Origin of the sequence: Roseibium sp., from assembly GCF_965233565.1 — a bacterium.
In the GTDB taxonomy this organism is placed as follows: domain Bacteria; phylum Pseudomonadota; class Alphaproteobacteria; order Rhizobiales; family Stappiaceae; genus Roseibium.
In genome coordinates this window covers 2,744,749-2,767,870 of the sequence record NZ_OZ247494.1, presented here as the reverse complement: position 1 = coordinate 2,767,870, position 23,122 = coordinate 2,744,749, and the positions used below count along the sequence as shown (strand labels likewise).

The following is a 23,122-nucleotide window of genomic DNA, read 5'->3' as shown; positions in this document are numbered from 1 at the left end:
GAACGCCGCCAGTTCAACCGCAGTCCATCCAGCAGAGAGGTCTGCACCGGTTCGGACAGTGTCAGGAACCGCAGAACCGGCGTTGCCTTTTCACGTGTTGAATGACGCAGGGAGGCTGCAAAGGCAGCCTCCTGTTTCGCGCTTATGAATTGCCTCTGGTTTCCAGAAGGCGGCGGGCGATGACCTGTGCCTGGATCTCGGCAGCCCCTTCGAAGATGTTCAGGATCCGGGCATCGCACAGAACGCGTGAGATTGCATATTCCAGCGCGAAGCCGTTGCCGCCGTGGATCTGCAGGGCATTGTCGGCGGCTGCCCAGGCAACACGCGCGCCAAGCAGCTTGGCCATGCCGGCTTCCAGGTCGCAGCGTTTGCCGCTGTCCTTCTGCCAGGAAGAGAAGTAGGTCAGTTGACGCGCGATCATCAGTTCGACCGTCATCAGGGCGAGTTTGTCCGAAACACGCGGGAAGTGGATGAGGGCCTTGCCGAACTGGATGCGCTCCTCTGCATATTTCAGACCGAGGTCAAGCGCGGACTGGGCCACGCCGAGCGCCCGGGCCGCGGTCTGGATACGAGCGCCTTCGAATGTCTGCATCAGCTGCTTGAAGCCTTCGCCCTCGACCTGTCCAAGCAGGTTTTCGCCTTTCACCTCAAACCCGTCGAAGGCGATCTCATATTCCTTCATGCCGCGGTAGCCGAGCACTTCAATTTCACCACCGCTCATGCCTTCCGCCGGGAACGGATCTTCATCCGTGCCCCGGGGCTTTTCGGCGATGAACATGGACAGGCCCTTGTAACCGGGCTCGTCCGGATTGGTCCGGGCCAGCAGCGTCATGATGTCGGCACGCACCGGATGGGTGATCCAGGTCTTGTTGCCGGAAATCTTCCAGGTGTCCCCGTCCTTGACGGCACGGGTTTTCAGCGAAGCCAGGTCGGAGCCGGTATTGGGTTCGGTGAAGACGGCCGTCGGCAGGACTTCGCCGGACGCGATTTTCGGCAGCCAGTGCTGTTTCTGCTCCTCCGTGCCGCCGCACAGGATCAGTTCGGCGGCAATCTCGGAGCGTGTGCCAAGCGAACCGACGCCGATATAGGCCCGGGAGAGCTCCTCGGACACCACGCACATGGCTTCCTTGCCGAGCCCGAGCCCGCCATAGTCCTCGGGAATGGTGAGGCCGAAGACGCCAAGTTCGGACATCTGGCCGATGACGTCGAGCGGAATATAGTCGTTGTTCAGGTGCCATTCATGGGCATGAGGCACGACGGTGCCTTCGGCAAAACGCCGCATTTCGTTGCGGATCTGCTCCATGGTTTCGTCGAGGCCGGGGTCGCCAAAGGTGGAATGACCGGCCTGGTCCCGGATCAGCTGCGTGATTTCCCTGCGGATGTCGGGCGTGTTGCCGGCATCGATCAGGGCCGCGATTTCGGGCGTGTGCAGGCCCTGGACCTCCTGAAAGGTCAGTCCGAGATCGGCAAGGCGGACAAATTCACCCTGGTTCATCGGAATGCCGCCGAAAATCTGGGCCAGGTATTCGGCAAAACCCAACTGGACAATCCGGTCCTCCAGTGGGCCGTAACGGCCTTCCTCCGTGAGCCTGAGGGCATAAGCGTTCAGCTGGCGCAGCGATTCGACATAGGTTGCCAGCCAGGCAAGGCCGTGGGTTGCCCGTTGCTCTTCTTCCATCCGGGTGGCCGAGATCCTGCCGTCGGTTGTGACCAGCGCGCGGACGCGCTGCGCTGCGAGATCCAGCAGCCGGTCGAGCGTCTCGACGGCGGCCTCGGTGCGCTCGTGAAGGTTTTCCCGGTTATCTGCCGCCGGAAGGGCTGCGGTGGACATGGCGATCTCCGTTTTCATTTGTTGCGCCCGGGGGCGTTTTCTTGAAGCTATGTTGCGTTGCACACCGGCATTTGTCGAGGGCGAATTTATAGACCTTTTGGAGGATGGGGTTTTTTCCCCCCGGACTTGACGGATCGGCCGCCTCGGGGCCACATCAAGCCCATGCGCGTCCGACAAACAGTCCTGGTAATCTATGCCGTCCTGAAGGACGCCATCGGCCATTTCGCCCGCGACGATGGTTTCGCAATGGCCAGCCATGTGGCCTTGTCCGGTCTGTTGGCGGTGTTCCCGCTGCTGATCTTCATTGCGTCGCTGGCAGCCTTTTTCGGCATGACCGGTGCGGCCGACACCGTCTCCGATCTTCTTTTCGACGCCTGGCCCGAAAGCGTAGCGTCACCGGTGGTCAATGAAATCCACAATGTGCTGACCGTCCGACGCGGCGATCTTCTGACCTTCGGTGCGGTTGCCGCGCTCTGGTTCGCGTCGAACGGAGTCGAAGCTCTGCGCACGGCGCTCAACCGGGCCTATCGGCAGACCGAACCTCGTTCGATCATCTTGCTCAGATTGCAGTCGCTCGGACTGGTCCTGCTGGGGGCGGCCATCTTGCTGTCCTACACGTTTCTGGTGGTTCTGGCGCCGCTCGCGCTGGAAACCCTCCAGGCCTATGTGCCGCAGGTTGAATCGTTTCTGCTGTCGATCAATGTGGCCCGCTTCACCCTCGCCGGGTCTCTGCTGATCATCGGCCTGTTCGTGACGCACTGGCTGCTGCCTGCCGGCAAGCGGTCATTTCGCGACCTTTGGCCGGGTGTGCTGGCGACGCTTGTCATGTGGATCATCGCGGGCAGCGCCTTCGGTGCCTATCTGGCAAGCTTTGCCAATTACGTCTCCACCTATGGCAGTCTTGCCGGGATCATGACCGCGTTGATCTTTCTCTATATCTGCGCGCTGGTGTTCATCCTGGGCGGAGAACTAAATGCTGCAATCTCGCGGCAAAGGCGGTACTGGCAACGCCGGAAAGACCGCCTGAAGGAGCCTGTGACGGTTCCGGCCGACGCGACCCCACCCAGCTTCTGACGTCTGAAGGTGATCTTAAGCCGCCTTGCGAATGGTCAGGACAGCGCCGATCACCAGAACCATGCCGCCGATCTGGACGGGAGACAGGATTTCGCCAAAAAGGAAATAGCTTTCCACCGCCGTTGCCACCGGCACCAGGTAGAACAGGCTCGCCACCTTTGAGACTGCGCCCTCCCGGATCAGCAACATTAGCAGCAGGATGGCGCCGACCGACAGCACCAGCACCAGCCAGGCCATGGCGAAGATCAGCTCTCCCGACCAGGTGATCTGCCAGCTTTCCGCAAGGCTGAACGGCACCGTGACGACCAGTGCTCCCACATATTGCCAGACCGTGGCCGCCAGCAGATCCGTCTGCTGCACAAAGCGCTTCTGATAGACGGTGCCGAAACTGATGGCAGCCACCGCAACAAAGACGATGCCTACTGTGGCAGCCGTAATGCCCGAGCCGCCAAGGTCGAATTTCGGTCCGAGCACCAGGGCAAGACCCGCCGCGCCAATGGCCATGGAGAGCCAGTGTTTCCTTGAAATCGCCTCGTTCAGGAGCCCGACCGCCATCAGGGCCGTCAGCACCGGTTGCAGACCGACGATGATGGAGGACAGGCCAGCCGGCATGCCTTGCTTGATCGCCCAGAACACGCCGCCAAGATAAATCCCGTGCACCAGCATGCCCGTGACGATGCAATGAAACACCGCCAGTGGTGACTTTGGCCAGGACTTTGCGAGCAACAGCGCGAGCAGAATCAGGATCGGCAAGACAGCGACAAAACGCACTGTCAAAAAGACCATGGGCTCGATGTAGGGCGCCCCCAGTTTGGAGCCGACAAAGCCGGTCGACCACAAAAGGACAAAAATTGCCGGAGCAAGTCTCGCAAGAGAAATCAAGAGTGACCTCAAGGGCTAAGGAGAAAGCTGTCGTAACGGAAGATAGGTGCCGGATTGGCAGAGTTGCGCGGATGTTAACTGTAAATTGGCAATTTTATCCAATTCTTGATTGCCAACGTGAGTGTTAAGGGACATACGCCGGTGGCCTTCGGATCGCAATCTCCATTTCACATCTTTGCCAACTTGTCTGTCAAAGTCAGAATTCTCGCTCTCAGCCTGTTCACGGTCGTCGGACTGTTGGCAATCGGAGGCGTATTCTTCTGGAGCCAGGGTGAACTTAATTCAGCCTTTGCCCGCATGAGCGGCAGTTCCTCACTTGCTGAGCAGGTCGGGGCGCTGTCAGAAGCCGGAGGCAAGCTGCGCACTTTGGAAGAGCGCTATCTTGCTTCGCCCTCGGCGGAGAGTTTCAATGAGTTTTCCGAGGGGCTGGTCGCCGCGAACACCATTCTGGACTCGATTGAAGCCAACCCCGCGGCGGCAGCTTACAAAGTCAAGATCGACGATGTTCGCGAAACACTGAATGATACCAAAGGGGCGTTTGCCGATTTGGATGCGGTCCAGCAGACCATCGGCTATGACGCGACACAGGGGCAGCTCGCCGGACTGAATCAGTTTGCAGGTGCGGTCAAGGATCGGCTTGCGGAAGAGATGAAATTTGGTGGCGGGCCGGATTTTGAAAAGCTTGCCCGTGCGATCCTGGCCGTGCAGCTGGCCGAGAAGGAATACACGCTCAACAATACCGACGCTGCAAAGGAAGTGTTCGGTGAGCAGTTCGGAGTTTTTGAAGAGTTACTCCAAGTAGCTTACATGTCTGACTCGGTCAAAAAAGACCTCGCCGGTAACATGGCCAATTACAAGGCTACATTTGAAGAGTATAAGGCTGCCAAGGCAACGAAGGCTGAGAGGGAAGAGCTTCTGGGGCATCTGTTTGACTTCGTGCCGCCGCGTATCGATGAACTCAGCAAGGTGGCGAGCGAGATGCAACAAGAAGCCGCCGCCCAGCTGGAAAGCGCGCGCTCGATCGCAGCCTATGCCATCGGTGGCACCATTCTGGTCCTGTTGATCCTGTTGCCGGCCATCGCGATCCTGATCGGTCAATCCGTTGCCAGGCCTCTGGCGCGCCTGCAGGCGGCCATGGAGGAGCTGGCCGGTGGTCAGACCGATGTCGATTTGCCGGAAATGGCCGGAAAGACCGAACTGGCTTCCATGAGCCGAACGGTGCAGGTGTTCCGTGACAACGCCGTGGAACGGGCGGAACTTGCAGCGGCCCAGGATCAGGAAAACCAGCAGCGTGAAGAACGTGTCGCCCGTCTGGACAATCTGATCGGCCGCTTCGAAGGCACGGTGTCTGAAGCGCTCGACAGCCTGGACCGCGCCAATGGCGAGTTGCGTCAGACGTCGCAATCGATGGAGCAGTCCGCCGATGACGTTGCCAACCAGTCCGGCGAAGCGGCCGGGGCGGTGCGCACGGCCGCGGAAAACGTCACCTCTGCGGCGCATTCCGCCGAAGAACTGGCCGCTTCCATTGCGGAGATTGCCGGGCAGGCCAACAAGTCGACAGAGGTTGCCCAGCAGGCGGTGATGAGTGCCTCCTCGACGGTGGCGACCATGCAGGAACTGTCCAGTGCCGCAGACCGGATCGGTGAAGTCATGGGCCTGATCCGCGACATTGCCAACCAGACCAATCTCCTGGCGCTCAACGCGACCATCGAGGCCGCCCGCGCCGGCGAAGCCGGTAAAGGATTTGCGGTTGTTGCTGCTGAGGTGAAACAGCTGGCAGACCAGACGTCCAAGGCCACCGAGGACATTGCCACCCAGATCGAGGCCATCCAGGGCTCGTCTGGACAGGCAGTTCAGGCAATCGAAGACGTCAACAAGATCATCTCCGACATGGAAGGGCTCGCCTCGGCCGTTGCCTCTGCCGTGCAGCAGCAGGATGAGGCCGTCCAGGTGATTTCCGAAAACGTCTCCAGCGCGTCGACCCGGTCCGAAGAAGGGGTCACCCGAATGGAGACCGTCGGCTCCGCAGCAGAATTGGCCCGTTCCAATGGTGCGGAAGTCGAGCACCTGGCAGAATCGCTGGGTGAGCAGGGGGCATTGATCCGTCAGGAAGTGGCTGAATTCCTGCAAGGCGTGCGCAGCGCCTGAGCCCGTCTCGACCTTTAAAAACACACTGGTTCAAAAAAACGCCGCGTTGGTCAAACGCGGCGTTTCGCCCGTCTGGCGGACGGCTTTTCTTCGTGCTAGCCATTCTTTTCTGAACAGGCCCCGAGCCAAGCGGGAAGAAGGCGGAACGGAATGCAAGAAGATATCGTCATCATCGGTGCGGGACAGGCCGGTGCGCAGGTTGCCCAGTCCTTGCGGCAGGGCGGGTTCGAAGGTCCGCTGCGCCTGATCGGTGATGAACCTCATCCGCCTTATCAACGCCCGCCGCTGTCCAAAAAATTCCTTGCCGGTGAAATCGGCGCTGAAGGACTCTGGCTGCGCCCGCCGGCTTTTTTCACGACCAACAAGATCGACCATATTCCGAACACCAAGGTGGTTGAGATCGACCGCGGTGCCAAAAGGCTGAAACTGGAAAACGGCGATACGCTGCCTTATGGCAAACTGGTGCTGGCGACCGGCACCAATGCCCGCTTCCTGAAACTGGACGGTGCTGACAAGAAGGGTGTTGTCACCCTGCGTTCGATCGCGGATGTCGACGTGATCCGGGACCTCCTCTCGGCAAGCCGCCGAATCGCCATTATCGGCGCGGGGTATATCGGCCTGGAAGTGGCTGCGGTTGCCAAGTCGCTCGGCAAGGAAGTCAGTGTCATTGAGGCCCAGGACCGGCCCATGAAGCGGGTCGTGAGTGAGGCTGTCTCGGAGTATTTCGCAAAGCTGCACCAGAAAAACGGCATCGATCTGAAACTGAACACCGGTATTAAGGCCATCGAGGGCGGTGATGCCGTTACGGGCGTCAAGTTGTCGAATGGCGAGACGGTGTCTGCGGAACTGGTGCTGGTTGCCGTCGGAGCCGAACCCAATGACAGGCTCGCAGAAGCGGCCGAACTGGAAACCGACAACGGTATTCTGGTCGATGGCTGTGGCCAGACCAGCGATCCGGATATTTTTGCTGCCGGGGATTGCACGCGGTTCTATTCCAACCGCTACCAGCGGTCCGTTCGCATGGAGAGCGTGCAAAACGCCATCGACCAGGCCAAGATCGTTGCCCAGGCCCTGCTTGGGAATGAAGTCGACTACGATCCGCTGCCCTGGTTCTGGTCGGACCAGTACGACATCAAGCTGCAGATTGCGGGCCTGTCAGAAGGTTATGACGACACCAAGGTCGTCGGCTCGACCGAGAACAGCAAGTTCTACGTTGCCTATCTGAAGGAAACGCAACTGATTGCTGTCGATAGCATCAACTCGCCCCGCTCGCACATGATGGCGCGCCGCGTGATTGGCGAACCCTGGCGCGACGATCTGTTGCCGGAGGCGTGAGGCGGGACCGCTGTCGATTGCAGACCGTGATCCCAAAAGGCCCTTTTCCTGAGGAGCCGCGATAGCGGCGCCTTTGCAGGGTTGGCCGGTAGCACCCGACTATGCAGCCGATCCTTCGAGACGGACCTTTCGGTCCTCCTCAGGATGAGGTTGAGATTGCTGAAATGCAGCAGATTTCTGCTGCGTCTCGCAGTCTGATAGTGCGTTAGAGCAAACCGTGTTTAACAGGACTTGGTTTTTCTGCCTGAAATCAAGGATTTCAACGTAGCTGCCGAGGAACGTCGGATCTTGTTAAGCGCGACGCACCCTAGGACGTGCTTGCGTTCTGCAGGATCAGCCGCGTTGTTTCCTTCGGGATTTCCAGATGCACCATGTGGCCGACACGTTCAAAGATGTGAGTCGCAACGGTGCCGGGGAGCTTGTGGGCCTGACGGGTCGGCAGCACGCGGTCCTGGGTTCCCCACAACACCTTGATCGGCATCTGCAACGCTGCCAGTTCGTCGCGCGGCAGGGTCTTTTGCACCGTGCCGTCGATGATTTCATCGGCAATGGTTTCAAGCGTGGCAACGGCTCCCGGCCGGGCCCGGCTCTCGGCTGCGGTTCTGGCGAGAAATTTCGGCAGCTTGAATTCCCAGCCGAAAAACTGTTCCAGCAGTACTTCCATCAATTCCGGGTCGGTTGCCGCCGCATAGCGGCGCAGCAGCCGGTGATTGATTTCCGGGCCAAACCCGCCAGGCGCCAGCAGTGTCATGCTGGCCACAAGGTCCGGGTTGCGCAGCGCAATCAGGGCTGCAACGGCGCCGCCCATCGAATGGCCCACCAGATGGACGCGCTGCAGGTCAAGCGCCTCAAGGGACTGGCCGACGGCCTTTGCCGAGACACCGGCATGACCGATCCGCGGCCAGTCCAGCGCCTCGCCATGACCGGGCAGGTCAAAGGCCAGCGAACGCTTTTTGGGCGCCAGAGCGGTCTGGATATTGAGCCAGGTCTGCCGGTCGCCGCCAAATCCATGCAGCAGGACAACCGGTGCACCTTCCTCCTCGCCGCTTGCAGGCTGGTCGCGAAAAGGCAGGTTTTTGGGTGCATTGGGGCTCAGGTCTGTCATGTGGTCTGCTTTTAGTAGGGAATAGAAAGGCCGGTCTCAGGACCGGAGAGGAGATGACGTATTCAGCGCAAAAAGCGGCTGGGGATCGGTAAAGCCGCTGAGTTCAAAGGAACCGACCGGTTGTGCGCGCGGGCCGGCGAGGCGGGCTATGTCCTCTGTCATGAGAACATCTGTTCCGACGGTCTTGGTCAGGCTCTCGATCCGCGCAGCGGCATGCACCGTCTGGCCGATCACGGAAAAGGTGAGGCGGTGGGCGACACCGATATTGCCGAACATGACCGATCCGACGGACAAGGCAATACCGGCTTTCAGCGGATGCGCAAGAGATGGGTCGGCGTTCAGGGCCTTAAGCCGTTCTCGGCTGTCATCGGCCGTTGCAAGTGCGGTTCGGATGGCGGTTTCAAGGCCCTGAGAGCCGATCGGAAACACGCCGAGCACCGCATCGCCGATAAAATCCAGGACTTCCCCGCCCTGATCCAGAACCGCGCCGGCCGTCGCCTCGAAATAGGTGTTCAGATAACTCAGATAGGCGTCCGGTCCGAGTAGCTCTGCAATCGCGGTGGAACTGCGCATGTCGGAAAAATAGATCACGGCATCGATGGTCTGGCCGTCCCCGTGGCGGATCTGGCCATTCAGGACCTTGTTGCCGGCGATCTTTCCCAGATAGGTCTCTGCGATGGTCTTGCTGATCTGACCTTCAATCGTAGCCCGAGCGGCCAAGGCGAGGCGTTTTTGAATGTACTGGATGGCGGTCAGTGCGTCGTCGGAGAAACCTTCCTTGTCCCTGGTGGCCCAGCTGACAACGATGCCCGTGCTGGCAAATTCGCTCGGTATGGCCGGGATCTCGAACGCGGTGGGCATCACCATGTAATCGGTGTAGCCGGTGTCCGACAGACGTTGCAGCAGCGGAAATTCTAGAGGCGCGTTGGCATTGGTCAGCCGCCGGCGCAACAACGGTTCCCCGCTGATCAGAACGGCACGTACGGGGCTTTGCAGCCAGTCCTCGGTTTCTTCCTCGGTATGGGTGATCTGTTCGTGTTGAACGGCGTTTCCGCTTTCCCAGAACGCAAGTTCGGCTTCAATGAGAGGATGGAGCGTCGACCAGGCGAGCATGGCCCTGTCTACCGGAACGTTGCACTGGCGCAGACGCACACACATTTCACCGAACATCGTGGCCATGTCGGGCGTGCCAAGTGCCTGTCCGATCATCCAGTCTTCGATGCCGTCAATTTCCGCCATACTGATCATGGCGCCAAGGTAGAGGGCTTTTGTCTCTCTTTCCAGACGGTCGACAGCCGCTGTCGCCGTTATTTTTGAACCTGTGTTGCTACTTTGCCCGGCTGCACGATCATCCAGTTGACCCTGACATCGGGAATGCTGCCGGAGGCTGAATAAGGGAACATCTTGGAGCCATCTCGCACGGCCTCCGGATAGAAGGCGAGCAATTCGTTGAGCGGTTTTTCGCGGTCACCTCGCCAGACAATCATGAGGCCTTTTTTCTGCACGTCGTCGAGATTGATCCACGGGCTCAGCTCCAGGCTGTGCAGGTAGAACATGGACGGCCGGCTGGGGGCGAACAGGGTAACATTTGCGGCAGACCACATGTCGCCAGCCACATAGGCGAGGTCCGTTCCCGTTTCCGCCTTCCAGATCCGGGAAAGTTCCTGCGCAACCTCCCTACCCGGATAGTGAATGCGTGTCTGTTTTGTCTTCCAGTGAGGCTCAAGCACGGCCTGACCGAAGAGAATGCCCAGAAACACGGCCTGGATTGCTATGGCCGCAGCCAGGGAGCGGCGCGGGTGGGACCACAGATTTGGCAAACCCAGATACCGGACTGCGAGGATCCCCGACAGGACGAACATCGGCGTGCCCCACATATGCTCGAACTCGTTCCCGCTGACAGCGGATGCCAGCAGCACAACGGCGAGGGGCACAAAGGCGAACCAGAGCAGGAATCGGTCCTGCGGCGGGAGAAGGGGGGCGGCCGACTGCGTCCGTCTGGCCCGAAGATCCTTCAGGCCGGTCCAGCCAAGTCCTGCCAAAACAACAAGAAACAGGCCGGCATGATTGCCGATCTGAGCGCCCAGGAAATTCAGCGGATTGAATATGTGGCCAACAACACCCGCGGCCGGCTTGCTGCGACTGGCCGCGTATTGAAGCGTCAGGAAATCCGTTTCAAGGAGCCACTGGAGATGCGGCACGAGCAGGAGGATGCAGGTCAGCGCGCACAGCCAGGGACCAAGGCTGAGCAGATGGCGCCTAGCGTCCGGAAACAGCAGGGTATAGAGGCCGATTGTGCCGACCAGAAGAAGGACGAAGTATTTCGTGTAGAATCCGAAAGCGGCCAATGCGCCGAGAACAATCCAGTCAATTGCGTGGCCATTGGTCAGTGCCCGGTGAAAGAACAGCATCATGCCGGCCCAGACCGGTACTTGCAGGATGTTGGGATTGAATTCCGGCATGGGCAGCGTGAAATAGAAGGTCACGCTGGTCAGAACCAGAGACCAGAAAGCCTGCCAGCCGGTCAGTCCGAGCCGTTTGGCAAGCTTCCAGATAAAGAAGTAACCCATCGCAGCGCACAGGGCGCTGAGCCAGTAGGCGCCAAAGGTTCCGCCGCCGGTCAGACGGTAGGTGAGTTCCAGCAGCCAGGCCTGCATGGGCGGGTGCTTGGTGTAACCAAGCTGCAACTCCCGTCCCCAGGCGAAGCCTTCCACCACGTCGAGCGGAGGCGTTGGAAAGGTGAGTGTTGGAACAAGGGCATAAAGCAGGCAGGCCAGGGCACTGTAAAGGAGGGCTGCGCGGGATGCGGTCATGCGGTCACTCGCGGGATGATCAGGTTTCTGCGGGGCGATGGGAAAATGCCCAAAGCCGCGCGCCGAGGAAGGACAGGGCCGGAACAATTGCGATCGAGAACAGCAATCCGGCGAGGTCCGGCCAGGGTGTCAACTGCAGCCACAGCGCCAGCACAAATGAATTCAGCGCAAAACCGGACAGGGCAATCACGAGAAAGCGCGTCATGCTTTTCCAGGCTTTGCCTTCCTGGCGCAGGTGGGCAAAGCTCCAGAAATAGTGCCCGGTGAAAGACACACCGAAAGCGACCAGGAAACCACAGATATTGGCGGGAAACGCCGTCAGGACGCCGGCCTCGAGCAGACTGGCGGCGACCAGGGCATGCGTCAGGGTCGCCAGCACACCGACCACGGCGAATTTGCCCACTGCGGCTGTCTCGGTCTTAAGCGTCTGACGACGGCGCTTATCTTGCATCGCTCTTCTCGTCCGCCAAACGGGTCGGGCGTGAGGTTGGTGCGCCTTCGATGACGTCCTGCACGATGAAGACGGGTCGCTGCTTGGCCTCGTTGAAGAGGCGGGCAATGTACTCACCGATCATGCCGATCGACAGTAACTGGACGCCGGAGAAAAACAACAGGGCAACCATCAACGAAGCATACCCAGGAACATCGATCCCGTGTGCAAACACGCGAAGCGTCAGATAAAGCGCATAGGCAAAGGCACCGAGAGAGACCAGGGCACCGCCATAGAACCAGACCCGAAGCGGCAGCGTGGTGAAGCCGGTCAGTCCGTCCAGAGCGAAATTCCAGAGCTTCCAGTAGTTGAACTTGCCGGTTCCCGCCTTGCGCGGCGGCCGTTCGTAGGGCAGGGCCATTGCCGGAAACCCGACCCAGGCAAAGAGCCCCTTCATGAACCGGTTGCGCTCCGGCAGCCGCAACAGCGCATCGATCACGACCCGGTCGATCAGACGGAAATCGCCGGCGTTGGCCGGCATGTCGATATTGGCGAGCCGATTGAACAGGCGGTAGAACATGCCTGCCGTCGATCGCTTCAAGATGGTGTCGGACGACCGGTCGACCCTCAACCCGTAGACGACATCGTAGCCGGCACGCCAGCCGTCAAGCATTTGCAGGATCAGCTCCGGAGGGTCCTGAAGATCCGCATCGATGATGATGGCGATGTCGCCCTTGGCAGCTTCGAGACCAGCGGAGAGCGCCGCTTCCTTGCCGAAGTTGCGTGACAGGCCGAGAAGACGGCCGGGAAGTCCGTTCTTGAGTTCGCGAGACAGGATATTGGCTGTCTCATCCCGGCTGCCGTCATCGACGAAAACATATTCATAAGCGTGGCCCGTGGCCTCAAGCACAGGCCGGGTCGCCTTTAGAAAATGACCGATGACCTCCGCCTCGTTGAAGGCCGGAACGATCAGGCTGATCAGGGGATCATCGGGACGCTGGTCGCCCCTGCGGGAAATGTAAATGTTGGAGGCGGCAACTTCTTGCATATGCAGCTCGGTGAATTTGGATCGGCGCAACCTGACGGATAATCACAAAAAAGGCCAGCCCGATCATCCGGGCCGGCCGATTTCTGGTGTCTGAAATCTAATCTCAGACGAGTGCGCCGTGGCAATGCTTGAATTTCTTGCCGGAACCACAGGGGCAAGCCTCGTTGCGACCGACCTTGCCCCAGGTGGACGGATTGTCGGGATCGCGGGCGCCCAGACCGGCAGCCTGAGCATCGGCCAGCGCCATTTCATCTTCCCCGGTCAGCGGGTTGATGTGATGGGGATGCATTTCCGGCTGCTCGGGCATTTGCGGCGGCTGTTCGGTCACGATCTCGATGCGCAGCAGCTGTGCCGTGGTCATCTGGCGCAACTGGGCAAGCATGGATTCAAACAGCGTGAAGGCCTCGGTCTTGTATTCCTGCAACGGGTCGCGCTGGGCATAGCCGCGGAAGGCAACCACGGACCGCAGGTGGTCGAGATTGGCCAGATGCTCGCGCCAAAGGTTGTCGAGCGTCTGCAGCAGCAGCATCTTTTCGACATAGCGCATGGCATCGGGGCCGTATTTGGCTACCTTTTGCGCCATGGCCTCGTCAGCTGCCTTGCGCAGGCGGTCCTTGACCTCTTCGTCCGCGATCCCTTCCTCCTCGGCCCAGTCTTTCACCGGCAGGTCGAGATTGAGGTATTTCTGGACTTCCTCCTGGAGGCCTTCCGTATCCCACTGCTCCGGATAGGCCTTTTCGGGGATGTGGCTGGCGACCAGATCGTCGACCACGTCATGACGCATGTCGGTAACCGCGTCCTGGATGGCGTCGCTGTCCATCAGCTCGATCCGCTGTTCGAAGACCACCTTGCGCTGGTCGTTCATCACATCGTCGAATTTCAGAAGGTTTTTACGGATATCGAAGTTGCGGGCTTCGACTTTCTGCTGCGCCTTCTCCAGTGCCTTGTTGATCCACGGATGGATAATGGCTTCGCCTTCTTCCAGGCCGAGCTTCTGCAGCATGGAATCCATACGCTCGGAGCCGAAGATGCGCATCAGGTCGTCCTGAAGCGACAGGAAGAACTTGGAATGGCCGGGGTCGCCCTGACGTCCGGAACGGCCGCGCAGCTGGTTGTCGATGCGGCGGCTTTCGTGGCGTTCGGTGCCGATCACGTAAAGGCCACCGGCTTCCAGCGCCTTCTGTTTCATTTCCTCGACCTCGGCGCGGATAGCAGCCTCTTTGGCGCTGCGCTCCTCGCCTTCGGGCATGTCGCCGAGTTCCATGGCAATCTGCATGTCTGCGTTGCCGCCGAGCTGGATGTCCGTGCCGCGGCCGGCCATGTTGGTGGCGATCGTCACGGCGCCGGGCAGGCCGGCCTGGGCGACGATGAAGGCTTCCTGTTCATGGTAGCGGGCGTTCAGAACCGCAAAAACCTTGGACTTGGCGCCGTCCTTCTTCTGGGCGGCTGCAAATGCGGCCGGGTCGGACAGGTCGATCTGCTTGTAACCGTGCTTCTTCTTCAGCAGCTCGGCGAGAATTTCCGATTTCTCGATCGAGGTGGTGCCGACCAGAACAGGCTGGCCCCGGTCCTTGCAGTCGTCGATCAGCTTGCTGATGGCGTCGAATTTTTCTTCAAAGGTCCGGTAGACCTCATCGTCGTCGTCGATACGGCTGACCGGAAGGTTGGTCGGGATCTCGACCACTTCCAGCTTGTAGATGTCGGCGAATTCGTCCGCTTCCGTCGACGCCGTACCGGTCATACCGGCGAGCTTGTCGTACATGCGGAAATAATTCTGGAACGTGATCGACGCCAGGGTCTGGTTTTCCGGCTGGATGCGAACCTTCTCACGGGCTTCGAGAGCCTGGTGGAGACCTTCAGAGAACCGGCGGCCCGGCATCATACGGCCGGTGAACTCGTCGATGATCACCACTTCGTCATTGCGGACGATGTAGTCCTTGTCGCGCTGGAACAGTTTGTGCGCTTTCAGCGCCTGCTGCAGGTGATGCACGATCGAGACGTTTTCGACATCGTAAAGCGAATCGCCCTTCAGCAGCTCGGCTTCGCTCAGCAGGCCTTCGAGTTTTTCGTTGCCGGCCTCGGTAAAGGTGGCCGAGCGCTGCTTCTCGTCGAGCTCGTAGTCTTCCTCGGTCAGCTGCGGAATGAAGGCATCGACGGTGTTGTAGAACTCGGACCTGTCTTCCAGCGGACCGGAAATGATCAGTGGGGTCCGGGCCTCGTCAACCAGGATGGAATCGACCTCATCGACGATGGCAAAGGCATGTTCGCGCTGAACCATCGAGGCGCGGTCATGCTTCATGTTGTCGCGGAGGTAGTCGAAGCCGAATTCGTTGTTGGTGCCGTAGGTGACGTCTGCGGCATAGGCTTCGCGGCGTTCCTCGTCGGACAGGCCGTGGGTGATGCAGCCGACGGTCAGGCCCAGAAACTTGTAGACCTGACCCATCCATTCGCTGTCGCGCTGGGCCAGATAGTCGTTGACGGTGACGACGTGCACGCCGCGCCCTGTCAGGGCGTTGAGATAGACGGGGGCCGTTGCGACCAGCGTCTTGCCCTCACCGGTGCGCATTTCCGAAATCTGACCGGAATTCAGGACCATACCGCCGATCAGCTGGACGTCATAGTGGCGCTGTCCGAGGGCGCGCCGGGCGGCTTCGCGAACGGTGGCGAAGGCAGGAACCAGAAGGTCGTCCAGTTTTGCGCCGTTCTTGAGTTGCGCCCGGAATTCATCGGTCCGGGCGCGAAGCGCCTCGTCCGAGAGGGTCTGGACTTCCGGTTCAAGGGCGTTGATCTGATCAACCACTGCCCGAAATGACTTTACCTTCCGGTCGTTTGCCGAACCGAAAATCTTACGTGCTAATGCGCCAAGGCCAGCCATGTGGCGGTCCTTCCCTAACAGGCGGCGCCATCTGGCATTCCGGCGCCTGCCCATGAAATCGTCTCAATTGCTGTCCACGTTGCCGCCAAGCGCAACGCGGTGGCCGGCGAATGCGGCCAAAAAGATGCCCTCCCGGCCCGCAAGCCAGGACGCTCGACAGATAAGAGGGGGCTGTATGCTTGTCAACGCCGCAGGAATGCGCAAAGTAGCCACGCCCTCGAAGATCGGGGGCCAGAAAGATTACAGTTCCGATAGGTAAAGGACTTCTCATGTTCCGAATTTCGATGCGCAGGCCGGTTCAGGCGCTTGCCGTTTCACTCCTGGCCGTGTCGCTCGGATCCGCTTCGCTGTCTGCCCAGGAACCAGACGATGTAGTCGCAAAGGTCGGTGACGCGGAAATCACGGAAGCCGACATGGCGTTTGCGGCCCAGGATCTTGGTCAGGAATTGCAGCGTTTTCCGCCGGCCCAGTGGCGCAAGCTGCTGCTTGACGTCATGATTGACATGGAGCTGATGGCGCAGGCGGCACGCGACGAAGGCCTGGACAAGGATCCCGATTTCCAGAAGCAGCTCGAGTTCCTGCAGCTGCGGGCCCTGCGCAACGCGTATCTCGGCGAAAAGATCAACGGTGACATCTCCGACGATGCCGTCAAGGCAGCCTATGACAAGGAGTTTGCGGACTATGAGGGTCCGGAGGAGCTCAACGCGCGTCACATTCTGGTGAAGGAAAAAGCGGAAGCTGAAGACCTCATCAAGGAACTTGACGGCGGTGCTGATTTCGCCGAGCTCGCCCGGGAAAAATCAACCGGCCCGTCCGGCCCGAATGGTGGCAGCCTCGGCTATTTCACAAAGGGTCAGATGGTCAAGCCGTTCGAAGACGCCGTACTTGCTCTCGAGCCTGGCACCTATACCAAGGAACCGGTGGAAACCCAGTTCGGCTGGCACGTCATCAAGCTGGAAGACAAGCGCCGCCAGGACAAGCCGGCATTTGAAGATGTTGCGCAAGGGTTGCGTCAGCAGTTGATGCGCGAAGCTTATGATGCGCGCATGGCCGAGCTGAAAAACGAAGTCAGCATCGAAATTCTGGATGAAGCCCTGAAAGCTGCAGAAGACAATGGCGCTGCCGCCGCAGCTGACGGCGACAAGACGGAATAATCCGGTTCCGGATCGGCATAAAAGACCCCGGCAGCTCCGTGCTGCCGGGGTTTTTGTCGTGTGATTTGTTGCGCCAGGCGATCTCAAAAGGCTTGCGCTGGTCATGCGCTGTGGCTAGGGACAAACACACACCATTCTGACCGGGACTGCATCGATGTCGACGACCGTTTCTCCGCTCGCCCCCACTTCTTATCCCGAGATGCCGGACATCCGCGGCGTGGCATTTGCGACCGCCTCTGCCGGTATCAAGTACCAGGACCGGACGGATGTGCTGCTGGCGACCGTTGCCGAGGGCACGGCCGTTGCCGGGGTGTTCACGAAATCCAAATGCTCGTCGGCGCCGGTGGATTGGTGCAAGGCCCGGATCGGTGCAGGCAAGGCCCGGGCTCTACTGGTCAATTCCGGCAATGCCAATGCCTTTACAGGTAAAAAGGGCATGGCGGCAGTAGAGCTGTCCGCAGACATTGTTTCCGGGGCCCTGGGCTGTTCCGGTGACGAGATTTTTCTTGCCTCAACCGGCGTGATCGGTGAGCCGTTGCCGGCGGAAAAGTTTTCAGATGTCGTCGAAGAGCTGAAGGCTGGGCAGGGCAGTGCGTCCTGGCTGGATGCCGCCAAGGCCATCATGACCACGGATACCTACCCGAAAGTCGCCACTGCGGCCGTGGATCTGGATGGTGAAACGGTCACGATCAACGGCATAGCCAAAGGCGCCGGCATGATTGCGCCTGACATGGCGACCATGCTGTCTTTCGTTTTCACCGATGCGCCGATTGCTCCCGATGTCCTGCAGGCTCTGTTGAGCCGTGAGGTGGATGGCAGTTTCAATGCAATCACCGTCGACAGCGATACCTCTACGTCCGATACGGTTCTCCTGTTCGCAACCGGAGCGGCCTCCGAAAATGGTGTCGAGGCCGTGGCGTCGCTTGAAGACCCGCGTGTGGGTGTCCTGCGTGCTGCCCTGAGCGACGTCATGGTCGATCTCGCACACCAGATCGTCCGCGACGGCGAAGGCGCCCGCAAGTTTGTCGAAGTCCGGGTCGAAGGGGCTGACAACAATGCCTCCGCCAAAAGAATTGCGCTTTCAATCGCAAATTCGCCTTTGGTCAAGACGGCCATAGCAGGCGAAGACGCAAACTGGGGGCGGGTCGTCATGGCCGTCGGCAAGGCTGGAGAACCGGCGGATCGCGACCGGCTTGCCATCTGGTTCGGCGATGTGCGTGTGGCAGTGGAGGGCGAGCGTGACCCTGCCTACAGCGAAGAGGCTGCCTCTGCCGTCATGAAACAGGAAGACATCGTTATCCGCGTCGAGCTTGGGCTTGGATCGGGGCAGTCGTCGGTGTGGACCTGTGACCTGACCAAGGAGTATGTCGCCATCAATGGCGACTACCGGAGCTAGACGACGGCTGACATGTCGCCCTTCGCAGTTCTGGCGATGCAACCGCAGACAAGATTAATGCGGCGTTACGCTGCCGCCTCAAAACTGGACACCTCATCATGACCAAGATCGTTCTCGTCGCGGCCTGCGCCCTTGTCGACGTGGATGGCCGTATCCTTCTGGCCCAGCGGCCGGAGGGGAAATCGATGGCCGGATTGTGGGAATTCCCCGGAGGGAAAGTTGAAGACGGGGAACGTCCTGAAGAAACCTTGATCCGCGAACTTCACGAAGAGCTTGGGATCGAGGTTAATGAAGCGTGTCTGGCACCACTTACATTTGCCAGCCACTCTTATGAAGATTTTCACCTACTTATGCCACTTTTCATCTGCCGCCGTTGGGGCGGTGTTCCGCAGGGGCAGGAACGGCAGGCGTTGAAATGGGTGCGTGCCAACCGGTTGAGGGACTACCCGATGCCGGCAGCTGACGAGCCGTTAATTCCACATTTGTTGGACGCTGTTTGACAAAGTGATTCACGCCTGCAGGCAAGGAGCGAATGAATTGAAAAACGGGCCGATCAGTTTCAGACCTGCCAAGCTCCTTCTGCGACGCTTCCTGCGTGACGAAAGCGGCGCAACCGCCATGGAATACACCATGATCGTTGCCGTTCTCAGCATCATAACCATTGGTGCCTTCACGGCGATCGGCGAAACCATGCGAGACGATGTTTTCGGCGCGGTTGTGAGCACACTTGACTCGGTTCTGGCGACGTCCGGCGGTGACGGCGGTTAACCGCGACAGGCGCTAATTCAATCATGCCTTTTGCTCGGAAACACCCAGCGCATCGGCGAGCCGTGTCTTGGCGCTGCCGGGGCGCAGCGGTTTCTGCTGACTCTCGTGTGGCGCCCAGCCCGACAGCGTCACGAAGGAAAATGTCGCCCGGATGCGACCATCCGGGTCAGCATGATTTTCAGCATAGAGCTCGGCGGCACGCAGCAGAACCTGTCGCGGCAGCGGCTTGCGGCTTCGATCCTTCAGGATGTTGGTTGCGCCCATGGCCTTCAGGTCAGCCAGTAGCGCAAACATGGTGTCGTAGCGGACGGTGACCGTGTCGAGATCCGTGACAGGCAGCGCAAATCCGGCCCTTTGCAGCAGGCTTCCGAGGTCTCGCGTATCGGCAAAAGGCAGCACGCGCGCTGCTGCGCCGCCGCTATATTCGAGTTCCGCCCGGGTCAGGCTGTCTCGGAGCTCGCTCAGTGTTCCCGCTCCGGGCAAGGTTGCCAGCAACAGACCGTCGGGCTTCAAGGCACGCCGGATCTGAACAAGTGTGCCCGGGAGATCATTGACGAATTGAAGCGTCAGGCCAGAGACGATCAGGTCGATGGACTGGTCCCTGAAAGGCAGCACTGCATCATCAACGATCAGATCGGGAGGTGTCAGCGCTGGGTCTGCCAGGAACAGATCCGCCCTCAAAACCCTTTCGGCTTTGCCGCTGCCCGCGATGGCGTCTGCAACCCGTCCCGTGTGCCCGCCAAGGTCAACTGCCACATCGAAATGTCTGCTGATCAGCAGCAACCGGTCCTTCAGGTCGTCGGTGACGGCTTCCAGGAGGAAGTCCGCGCCGGCTTTGGCGCCAACAAGCGCACGTTTCCGGCGATGCCGCAGAAGAGGACGGTCGAACAGGTCTGGCTGCGTGGTCACGAGGTCACCGGCTGATTTCCATAACTCTCCGGTCACATATGTTATCCGCCCCGTCACGTCAAAGCGGGTGCTTTAAGCGACCTGAATTATAACTGGTGCAACTGCCTTTTGACAGCTTATGGTGGTGGTCTGTTGCAGGGCGCTGGAGCGAGGGATGGTCATCTTCGGCGATAAACTGCTTGATGTGTCTAAGTCCGCCGGCCGCCTGTTGCTGGATGGATTGTTGCCGCGCCGCTGTCTTACCTGTGACGCTCGCGTGGCCGCCGAGGCGGGGCTGTGCGCGTCGTGCTGGCGCGCGATGCCGTTTTTGGAACGGCCCTGGTGCCAGCGGCTGGGAACGCCCTTTTCCTACGATGTCGGTGAAGGCGCTTGGAGCCCGCGGGCGATCGCGGAGCCGCCCCTGTTCGACCGTCTGCGCGCCGTCGCCCATTATACTGGCCCCGCCCGCCAACTGGTCCTGTCGCTGAAGTTTTCCCGGCGCCGAGAACTGGCAGCCCCGATGGCGGCCTGGATGGTACGGTCTGGAGGCGAATTGCTCGACGGCGAGTGCCTGCTCCTGCCGGTACCACTGCACTGGACACGCCTGGTGTCGCGGCGGTTCAACCAGGCGGCGGATCTTGCGCGGGAGATCGCCGGGCAAAGCGGGGCCGGATATGAGCCAATGCTGCTCACACGGAGAAAGCGAACCCGTCAACAGGTCGGTTTGACGGCCAAGGACCGGCTCAGGAACGTCAGGGCGGCGTTTGCGGTTGACCGGACCCGTCTGGATGTCCTGGCAGGCCGGCGCGTCGTTCTGGTGGACGACGTTTTGACCACCGGCTCCACTGTCACGGCCTGCTGCCGGTGTCTTCTTTCCGCCGGCGCAGCATCTGTCGACGTGCTCACATTCGCCCTGGTGGATCCCAATGCATCGGACGACATTGCTGTTCACGGTTAGTTTTTCGGGATGACTCTTGAGTTTCTGTGCCGCGCCCGCATATAACGCCGGGATTTTCAGACGCGCGAGACGCCTGTTGGGGCGGTGCGGCAACAAAAGGGTATGATGTGATGGCTGATGTGGTGATCTATACACGCCAGATGTGCGGCTTTTGCACGGCGGCCAAGCGCCTTCTGGACAAGAAGGGTGTTGCTTACCAGGAACATGATGCGACCTTCAGCCCGGAGCTGCGCAGGGAAATGACACAAAAGGCCAACGGCCGCGCGACGTTTCCGCAGATCTTTGTGGGCACGACCCATGTCGGCGGCTGTGACGATCTGCATGACCTGGAGCGGGCCGGCAAGCTGGACGCTCTGCTCGCCGCCTGATTAAGTGGTGGCCTCACTGAAACCAGATACGGGAGACAACCGGCCAATGGCGACCTTCACTGCAGCCTGTGTTCAGCTTCGCAGCGGCAAGACCATCGCGAAAAATGCCGAGGTGGCCGAGGGGCTGATCCGTTCGGCGGCACAGGACGGTGCGCGCTACGTTCAGACGCCTGAAATGTCGAACGTGCTGGTGAAGAGCCGGGAAGAATTGCTTGAGCGGATTACAGACGCAGAAGCAGACCCGTTTTTGAAGATGGCCAAGGGTCTTGCCGCAGAGCTCGGCATTTATCTCCATCTCGGGTCGCTGGCGGTTCTTGCAGGAGGCGGAAAAGTCGCGAACCGGGCCTTTCTGCTCGGGCCCGACGGTGCGGTCGAAGCCACCTACGACAAGATCCATATGTTCGACGTCGATCTGCCCAATGGCGAAAGCTGGCGGGAGTCGGCCACCTATGAGCCGGGCCGGGAAAGCGTCATTGCAGATCTTCCCTTTGCCAAGATCGGCATGGCGGTCTGCTACGATATCCGCTTCCCGGCGATCTTCCGGACACAGGCGCGGCAGGGCGCCGAGGTCCTGACAGGGCCGGCGGCCTTCACGCGTCAGACTGGCGAAGCCCATTGGCATGTGCTACAGCGCGCCCGCGCCATCGAAAACGGCGCTTACGTCATTTCCGCCGCCCAAGGCGGGCAACACGAGGACGGCCGGGAAACCTACGGCCACAGTCTTGTTGTGGACCCCTGGGGCAAGGTGATCGCGGAACTCGACGGAGACGAGCCGGGTTATGTGCTCGCAGAAATTGAGACTGAAGCTGTTGCCAAGGCACGTGGACGGATCCCGGCGATCGCCAATGAACGGGACTTCGTCTGTCAGGTTGCTGGCGGCCTGAAGGAGATGCCAGCGTGATCAAATACACGCTTGTCTGTGACGATGCCCACTCGTTTGAAGGCTGGTTCCGGAATTCAGATGATTTCGACAAGCAGTGCAGCCGCAGCCTGGTTGCCTGCCCGGTCTGCGGCTCGACCGAAATTCGCAAGGGGCTGATGGCACCTGCGGTTTCGACGGCACGCGGCAAGGAAGCGCTTGTCAGTGCGGCCCGTAACGAAATGCAGGCACAGGAAGCGGTGCCCGAGCCGGCAGCTCCGGCCGCCGACGCCGCCACACCGGCCCTGCAGCCATCCGCGCTGTTGCCGAAGGACATTCAGCAGAAGGAAATTGTCGAGGCCCTGCGCCTGGTGCGGTCCCGCATCATCGAGAATTCCGAAAATGTCGGCACCAACTTCGCTTCCGAAGCCCGCAAGATCCACAATGGCGAGGCGGAAGAGCGCAGCATTTACGGCGAAACAACGCCCAAGGACGCGGAAGCCCTGATGGAAGAGGGAATTTCGGTCTTTCCGCTACCGGATCTGCCAGACGAAAAAAACTGACAAGCCAACCGGCCCTTGCGCCTCAGCGCAAAGGCGATTGCAGTCTGGCCAAGCGGTCGGCTTGGCCGCCATCGGTAAGTTCAGGACTTGGCAGCAGCCGTCTTGCGCCGCGTTGGTGTCCGGGCCGGCTTCCCTTCGCTCAGGCTTTCTTCAGCAGCCTTGGTCAGTTCGCTGACATTTTCCATGGCCGTTTCATTCAGCTCTTCAACGGCTGCGGCGTTCTCGGAAAAACTGTCGCGAAAAAGCGCGGCCTGTTTTTCGAAATGCTCCTGATACTGGGTCGCCATCCGGGAATAGAAATCCTGCAGCGTCGCCATCGTCTCTTCCGGCGCGGTGCATTTCGTCAGGGACTTGGCGCATTCGAAGTCTTCGTGCAGGCGCCCGCTGACAAAGTCCATGTGATCGCTGAAAGCTTTTTCGGCATGGGTCCACATGGTCTGCCCCATCTTCTGGAAACTGGCGACGGTCTTGGCTTCCATCAGGTCCTCGCGTTCGGCAAAGGCCCAATTTGAGAAGGACGGCATGGGCCAGTCACCCATCTTCGGCCATTCCGTCATCATGGAGCTGAAATCAAAGGCACCGGTGCTGTTTTTCGTAGGCATGAAACATCCTCCGCAGTTTGCGTGA

At 60.0% G+C, this 23,122-nt stretch carries 21 protein-coding genes; 11 read left to right on the top strand and 10 right to left on the bottom strand.

The features are described from left to right. Positions 1 to 142: 142 nt before the first annotated feature. Positions 143 to 1,831 carry an acyl-CoA dehydrogenase family protein gene (locus tag ACO6TG_RS12650; RefSeq protein ID WP_422378491.1) on the bottom strand — a complete coding sequence of 563 codons (1,689 nt, stop codon included), beginning with the start codon at positions 1,829 to 1,831 and terminating at the stop codon, positions 143 to 145. Between the two features lie 162 nt (positions 1,832 to 1,993). On the opposite strand from ACO6TG_RS12650, the gene ACO6TG_RS12645 reads away from it, so the two are divergent. Next, positions 1,994 to 2,905 carry a YihY/virulence factor BrkB family protein gene (locus ACO6TG_RS12645; RefSeq protein WP_422378490.1) on the top strand — a complete coding sequence of 304 codons (912 nt, stop codon included), beginning with the start codon at positions 1,994 to 1,996 and terminating at the stop codon, positions 2,903 to 2,905. Between the two features lie 15 nt (positions 2,906 to 2,920). Here the strand turns inward: ACO6TG_RS12645 and ACO6TG_RS12640 are convergent, their stop codons facing one another. Continuing rightward, on the bottom strand, positions 2,921 to 3,787 hold the full coding sequence (locus tag ACO6TG_RS12640) for a DMT family transporter (RefSeq protein ID WP_422378489.1): 867 nt from the start codon (positions 3,785 to 3,787) through the stop codon (positions 2,921 to 2,923). Positions 3,788 to 4,084: 297 nt separating this feature from the next. Between ACO6TG_RS12640 and ACO6TG_RS12635 the strand changes: the two genes are divergently transcribed. Further along, positions 4,085 to 5,935, top strand: a complete 1,851-nt coding sequence (locus tag ACO6TG_RS12635; RefSeq protein ID WP_422378488.1) for a methyl-accepting chemotaxis protein — start codon at positions 4,085 to 4,087, stop codon at positions 5,933 to 5,935. Positions 5,936 to 6,085: 150 nt separating this feature from the next. After that, positions 6,086 to 7,270 carry an NAD(P)/FAD-dependent oxidoreductase gene (locus ACO6TG_RS12630; RefSeq protein ID WP_422378487.1) on the top strand — a complete coding sequence of 395 codons (1,185 nt, stop codon included), beginning with the start codon at positions 6,086 to 6,088 and terminating at the stop codon, positions 7,268 to 7,270. A 307-nt stretch (positions 7,271 to 7,577) separates the two neighbouring features. On the opposite strand, the gene ACO6TG_RS12625 is transcribed toward ACO6TG_RS12630, so the two are convergent. The 6 genes from ACO6TG_RS12625 to secA form a co-directional block, all read right to left on the bottom strand. After that, the gene (locus tag ACO6TG_RS12625; RefSeq protein WP_422378486.1) at positions 7,578 to 8,375 is read right to left on the bottom strand and encodes an alpha/beta fold hydrolase; all 798 of its coding nucleotides are present in this window, start codon (positions 8,373 to 8,375) and stop codon (positions 7,578 to 7,580) included. Between the two features lie 36 nt (positions 8,376 to 8,411). Then, positions 8,412 to 9,614, bottom strand: a complete 1,203-nt coding sequence (locus tag ACO6TG_RS12620) for an adenylate/guanylate cyclase domain-containing protein (protein WP_422378485.1) — start codon at positions 9,612 to 9,614, stop codon at positions 8,412 to 8,414. Between the two features lie 68 nt (positions 9,615 to 9,682). Next, positions 9,683 to 11,188 (bottom strand): glycosyltransferase family 39 protein, encoded by a 1,506-nt coding sequence (locus ACO6TG_RS12615; RefSeq protein WP_422378484.1) that lies wholly within the window; start codon positions 11,186 to 11,188, stop codon positions 9,683 to 9,685. A gap of 19 nt (positions 11,189 to 11,207) precedes the next feature. Beyond that, complete coding sequence (locus tag ACO6TG_RS12610; RefSeq protein ID WP_422378483.1) at positions 11,208 to 11,639, bottom strand: GtrA family protein; 432 nt, start codon at positions 11,637 to 11,639, stop codon at positions 11,208 to 11,210. Continuing rightward, on the bottom strand, positions 11,629 to 12,666 hold the full coding sequence (locus ACO6TG_RS12605; RefSeq protein WP_422378482.1) for a glycosyltransferase family 2 protein: 1,038 nt from the start codon (positions 12,664 to 12,666) through the stop codon (positions 11,629 to 11,631). Before ACO6TG_RS12605 ends, ACO6TG_RS12610 begins: the two co-directional genes overlap by 11 nt. Positions 12,667 to 12,769: 103 nt before the next feature. After that, on the bottom strand, positions 12,770 to 15,541 hold the full coding sequence (secA, locus tag ACO6TG_RS12600; RefSeq protein WP_422378481.1) for a preprotein translocase subunit SecA: 2,772 nt from the start codon (positions 15,539 to 15,541) through the stop codon (positions 12,770 to 12,772). 269 nt (positions 15,542 to 15,810) lie between these two features. Here secA and ACO6TG_RS12595 point away from each other — a divergent pair, with 269 nt between their 5' ends. The 4 genes from ACO6TG_RS12595 to ACO6TG_RS12580 all read left to right on the top strand — a co-directional run bounded on the left by ACO6TG_RS12595 (position 15,811) and on the right by ACO6TG_RS12580 (position 18,859). After that, entirely contained in the window at positions 15,811 to 16,695 is an 885-nt protein-coding gene (locus tag ACO6TG_RS12595) for a peptidylprolyl isomerase (RefSeq protein WP_422378480.1), read from the top strand. Between the two features lie 154 nt (positions 16,696 to 16,849). Further along, positions 16,850 to 18,091 carry a bifunctional glutamate N-acetyltransferase/amino-acid acetyltransferase ArgJ gene (gene argJ, locus ACO6TG_RS12590; RefSeq protein WP_422378479.1) on the top strand — a complete coding sequence of 414 codons (1,242 nt, stop codon included), beginning with the start codon at positions 16,850 to 16,852 and terminating at the stop codon, positions 18,089 to 18,091. Positions 18,092 to 18,189: 98 nt separating this feature from the next. Next, entirely contained in the window at positions 18,190 to 18,591 is a 402-nt protein-coding gene (locus ACO6TG_RS12585; protein ID WP_094072674.1) for a (deoxy)nucleoside triphosphate pyrophosphohydrolase, read from the top strand. A gap of 37 nt (positions 18,592 to 18,628) precedes the next feature. Next, positions 18,629 to 18,859: a Flp family type IVb pilin gene (locus ACO6TG_RS12580; protein WP_422378478.1), complete on the top strand. Its 231-nt coding sequence runs from the start codon at positions 18,629 to 18,631 to the stop codon at positions 18,857 to 18,859. A 21-nt stretch (positions 18,860 to 18,880) separates the two neighbouring features. Here ACO6TG_RS12580 and ACO6TG_RS12575 read toward each other — a convergent pair whose 3' ends face one another. Next, positions 18,881 to 19,768 (bottom strand): methyltransferase domain-containing protein, encoded by an 888-nt coding sequence (locus ACO6TG_RS12575; RefSeq protein WP_422378477.1) that lies wholly within the window; start codon positions 19,766 to 19,768, stop codon positions 18,881 to 18,883. A gap of 154 nt (positions 19,769 to 19,922) precedes the next feature. Between ACO6TG_RS12575 and ACO6TG_RS12570 the strand changes: the two genes are divergently transcribed. The 4 genes from ACO6TG_RS12570 to ACO6TG_RS12555 all read left to right on the top strand — a co-directional run bounded on the left by ACO6TG_RS12570 (position 19,923) and on the right by ACO6TG_RS12555 (position 22,495). After that, positions 19,923 to 20,705 (top strand): ComF family protein, encoded by a 783-nt coding sequence (locus ACO6TG_RS12570; protein ID WP_422378476.1) that lies wholly within the window; start codon positions 19,923 to 19,925, stop codon positions 20,703 to 20,705. 110 nt (positions 20,706 to 20,815) lie between these two features. Then, the gene (grxC, locus tag ACO6TG_RS12565) at positions 20,816 to 21,073 is read left to right on the top strand and encodes a glutaredoxin 3 (RefSeq protein ID WP_094072672.1); all 258 of its coding nucleotides are present in this window, start codon (positions 20,816 to 20,818) and stop codon (positions 21,071 to 21,073) included. A gap of 46 nt (positions 21,074 to 21,119) precedes the next feature. Next, positions 21,120 to 21,974: a carbon-nitrogen hydrolase family protein gene (locus tag ACO6TG_RS12560; RefSeq protein ID WP_422378475.1), complete on the top strand. Its 855-nt coding sequence runs from the start codon at positions 21,120 to 21,122 to the stop codon at positions 21,972 to 21,974. Next, positions 21,971 to 22,495 carry a DUF1178 family protein gene (locus ACO6TG_RS12555; protein WP_422378474.1) on the top strand — a complete coding sequence of 175 codons (525 nt, stop codon included), beginning with the start codon at positions 21,971 to 21,973 and terminating at the stop codon, positions 22,493 to 22,495. Before ACO6TG_RS12560 ends, ACO6TG_RS12555 begins: the two co-directional genes overlap by 4 nt. Before the next feature lie 80 nt (positions 22,496 to 22,575). Here ACO6TG_RS12555 and ACO6TG_RS12550 read toward each other — a convergent pair whose 3' ends face one another. Then, a complete protein-coding gene (locus tag ACO6TG_RS12550; RefSeq protein ID WP_422378473.1) occupies positions 22,576 to 23,097 on the bottom strand; it encodes a hypothetical protein in 522 nt (173 codons plus the stop codon). Positions 23,098 to 23,122: the final 25 nt, after the last annotated feature.

What these genes read in the sequence shown, in the direction of transcription:
- ACO6TG_RS12650 (WP_422378491.1), bottom strand. Translation starts at nt 1,831, where the DNA reads ATGTCCACCGCAGCCCTTCCGGCGGCAGATAACCGGGAAAACCTTCAC.
- ACO6TG_RS12645 (WP_422378490.1), top strand. Translation starts at nt 1,994, where the DNA reads ATGCGCGTCCGACAAACAGTCCTGGTAATCTATGCCGTCCTGAAGGAC.
- ACO6TG_RS12635 (WP_422378488.1), top strand. Translation starts at nt 4,085, where the DNA reads ATGAGCGGCAGTTCCTCACTTGCTGAGCAGGTCGGGGCGCTGTCAGAA.
- ACO6TG_RS12630 (WP_422378487.1), top strand. Translation starts at nt 6,086, where the DNA reads ATGCAAGAAGATATCGTCATCATCGGTGCGGGACAGGCCGGTGCGCAG.
- ACO6TG_RS12625 (WP_422378486.1), bottom strand. Translation starts at nt 8,375, where the DNA reads ATGACAGACCTGAGCCCCAATGCACCCAAAAACCTGCCTTTTCGCGAC.
- ACO6TG_RS12620 (WP_422378485.1), bottom strand. Translation starts at nt 9,614, where the DNA reads ATGGCGGAAATTGACGGCATCGAAGACTGGATGATCGGACAGGCACTT.
- ACO6TG_RS12615 (WP_422378484.1), bottom strand. Translation starts at nt 11,188, where the DNA reads ATGACCGCATCCCGCGCAGCCCTCCTTTACAGTGCCCTGGCCTGCCTG.
- ACO6TG_RS12610 (WP_422378483.1), bottom strand. Translation starts at nt 11,639, where the DNA reads ATGCAAGATAAGCGCCGTCGTCAGACGCTTAAGACCGAGACAGCCGCA.
- ACO6TG_RS12605 (WP_422378482.1), bottom strand. Translation starts at nt 12,666, where the DNA reads ATGCAAGAAGTTGCCGCCTCCAACATTTACATTTCCCGCAGGGGCGAC.
- secA (WP_422378481.1), bottom strand. Translation starts at nt 15,541, where the DNA reads ATGGCTGGCCTTGGCGCATTAGCACGTAAGATTTTCGGTTCGGCAAAC.
- ACO6TG_RS12595 (WP_422378480.1), top strand. Translation starts at nt 15,811, where the DNA reads ATGTTCCGAATTTCGATGCGCAGGCCGGTTCAGGCGCTTGCCGTTTCA.
- argJ (WP_422378479.1), top strand. Translation starts at nt 16,850, where the DNA reads ATGTCGACGACCGTTTCTCCGCTCGCCCCCACTTCTTATCCCGAGATG.
- ACO6TG_RS12585 (WP_094072674.1), top strand. Translation starts at nt 18,190, where the DNA reads ATGACCAAGATCGTTCTCGTCGCGGCCTGCGCCCTTGTCGACGTGGAT.
- ACO6TG_RS12570 (WP_422378476.1), top strand. Translation starts at nt 19,923, where the DNA reads ATGGTCATCTTCGGCGATAAACTGCTTGATGTGTCTAAGTCCGCCGGC.
- grxC (WP_094072672.1), top strand. Translation starts at nt 20,816, where the DNA reads ATGGCTGATGTGGTGATCTATACACGCCAGATGTGCGGCTTTTGCACG.
- ACO6TG_RS12560 (WP_422378475.1), top strand. Translation starts at nt 21,120, where the DNA reads ATGGCGACCTTCACTGCAGCCTGTGTTCAGCTTCGCAGCGGCAAGACC.
- ACO6TG_RS12550 (WP_422378473.1), bottom strand. Translation starts at nt 23,097, where the DNA reads ATGCCTACGAAAAACAGCACCGGTGCCTTTGATTTCAGCTCCATGATG.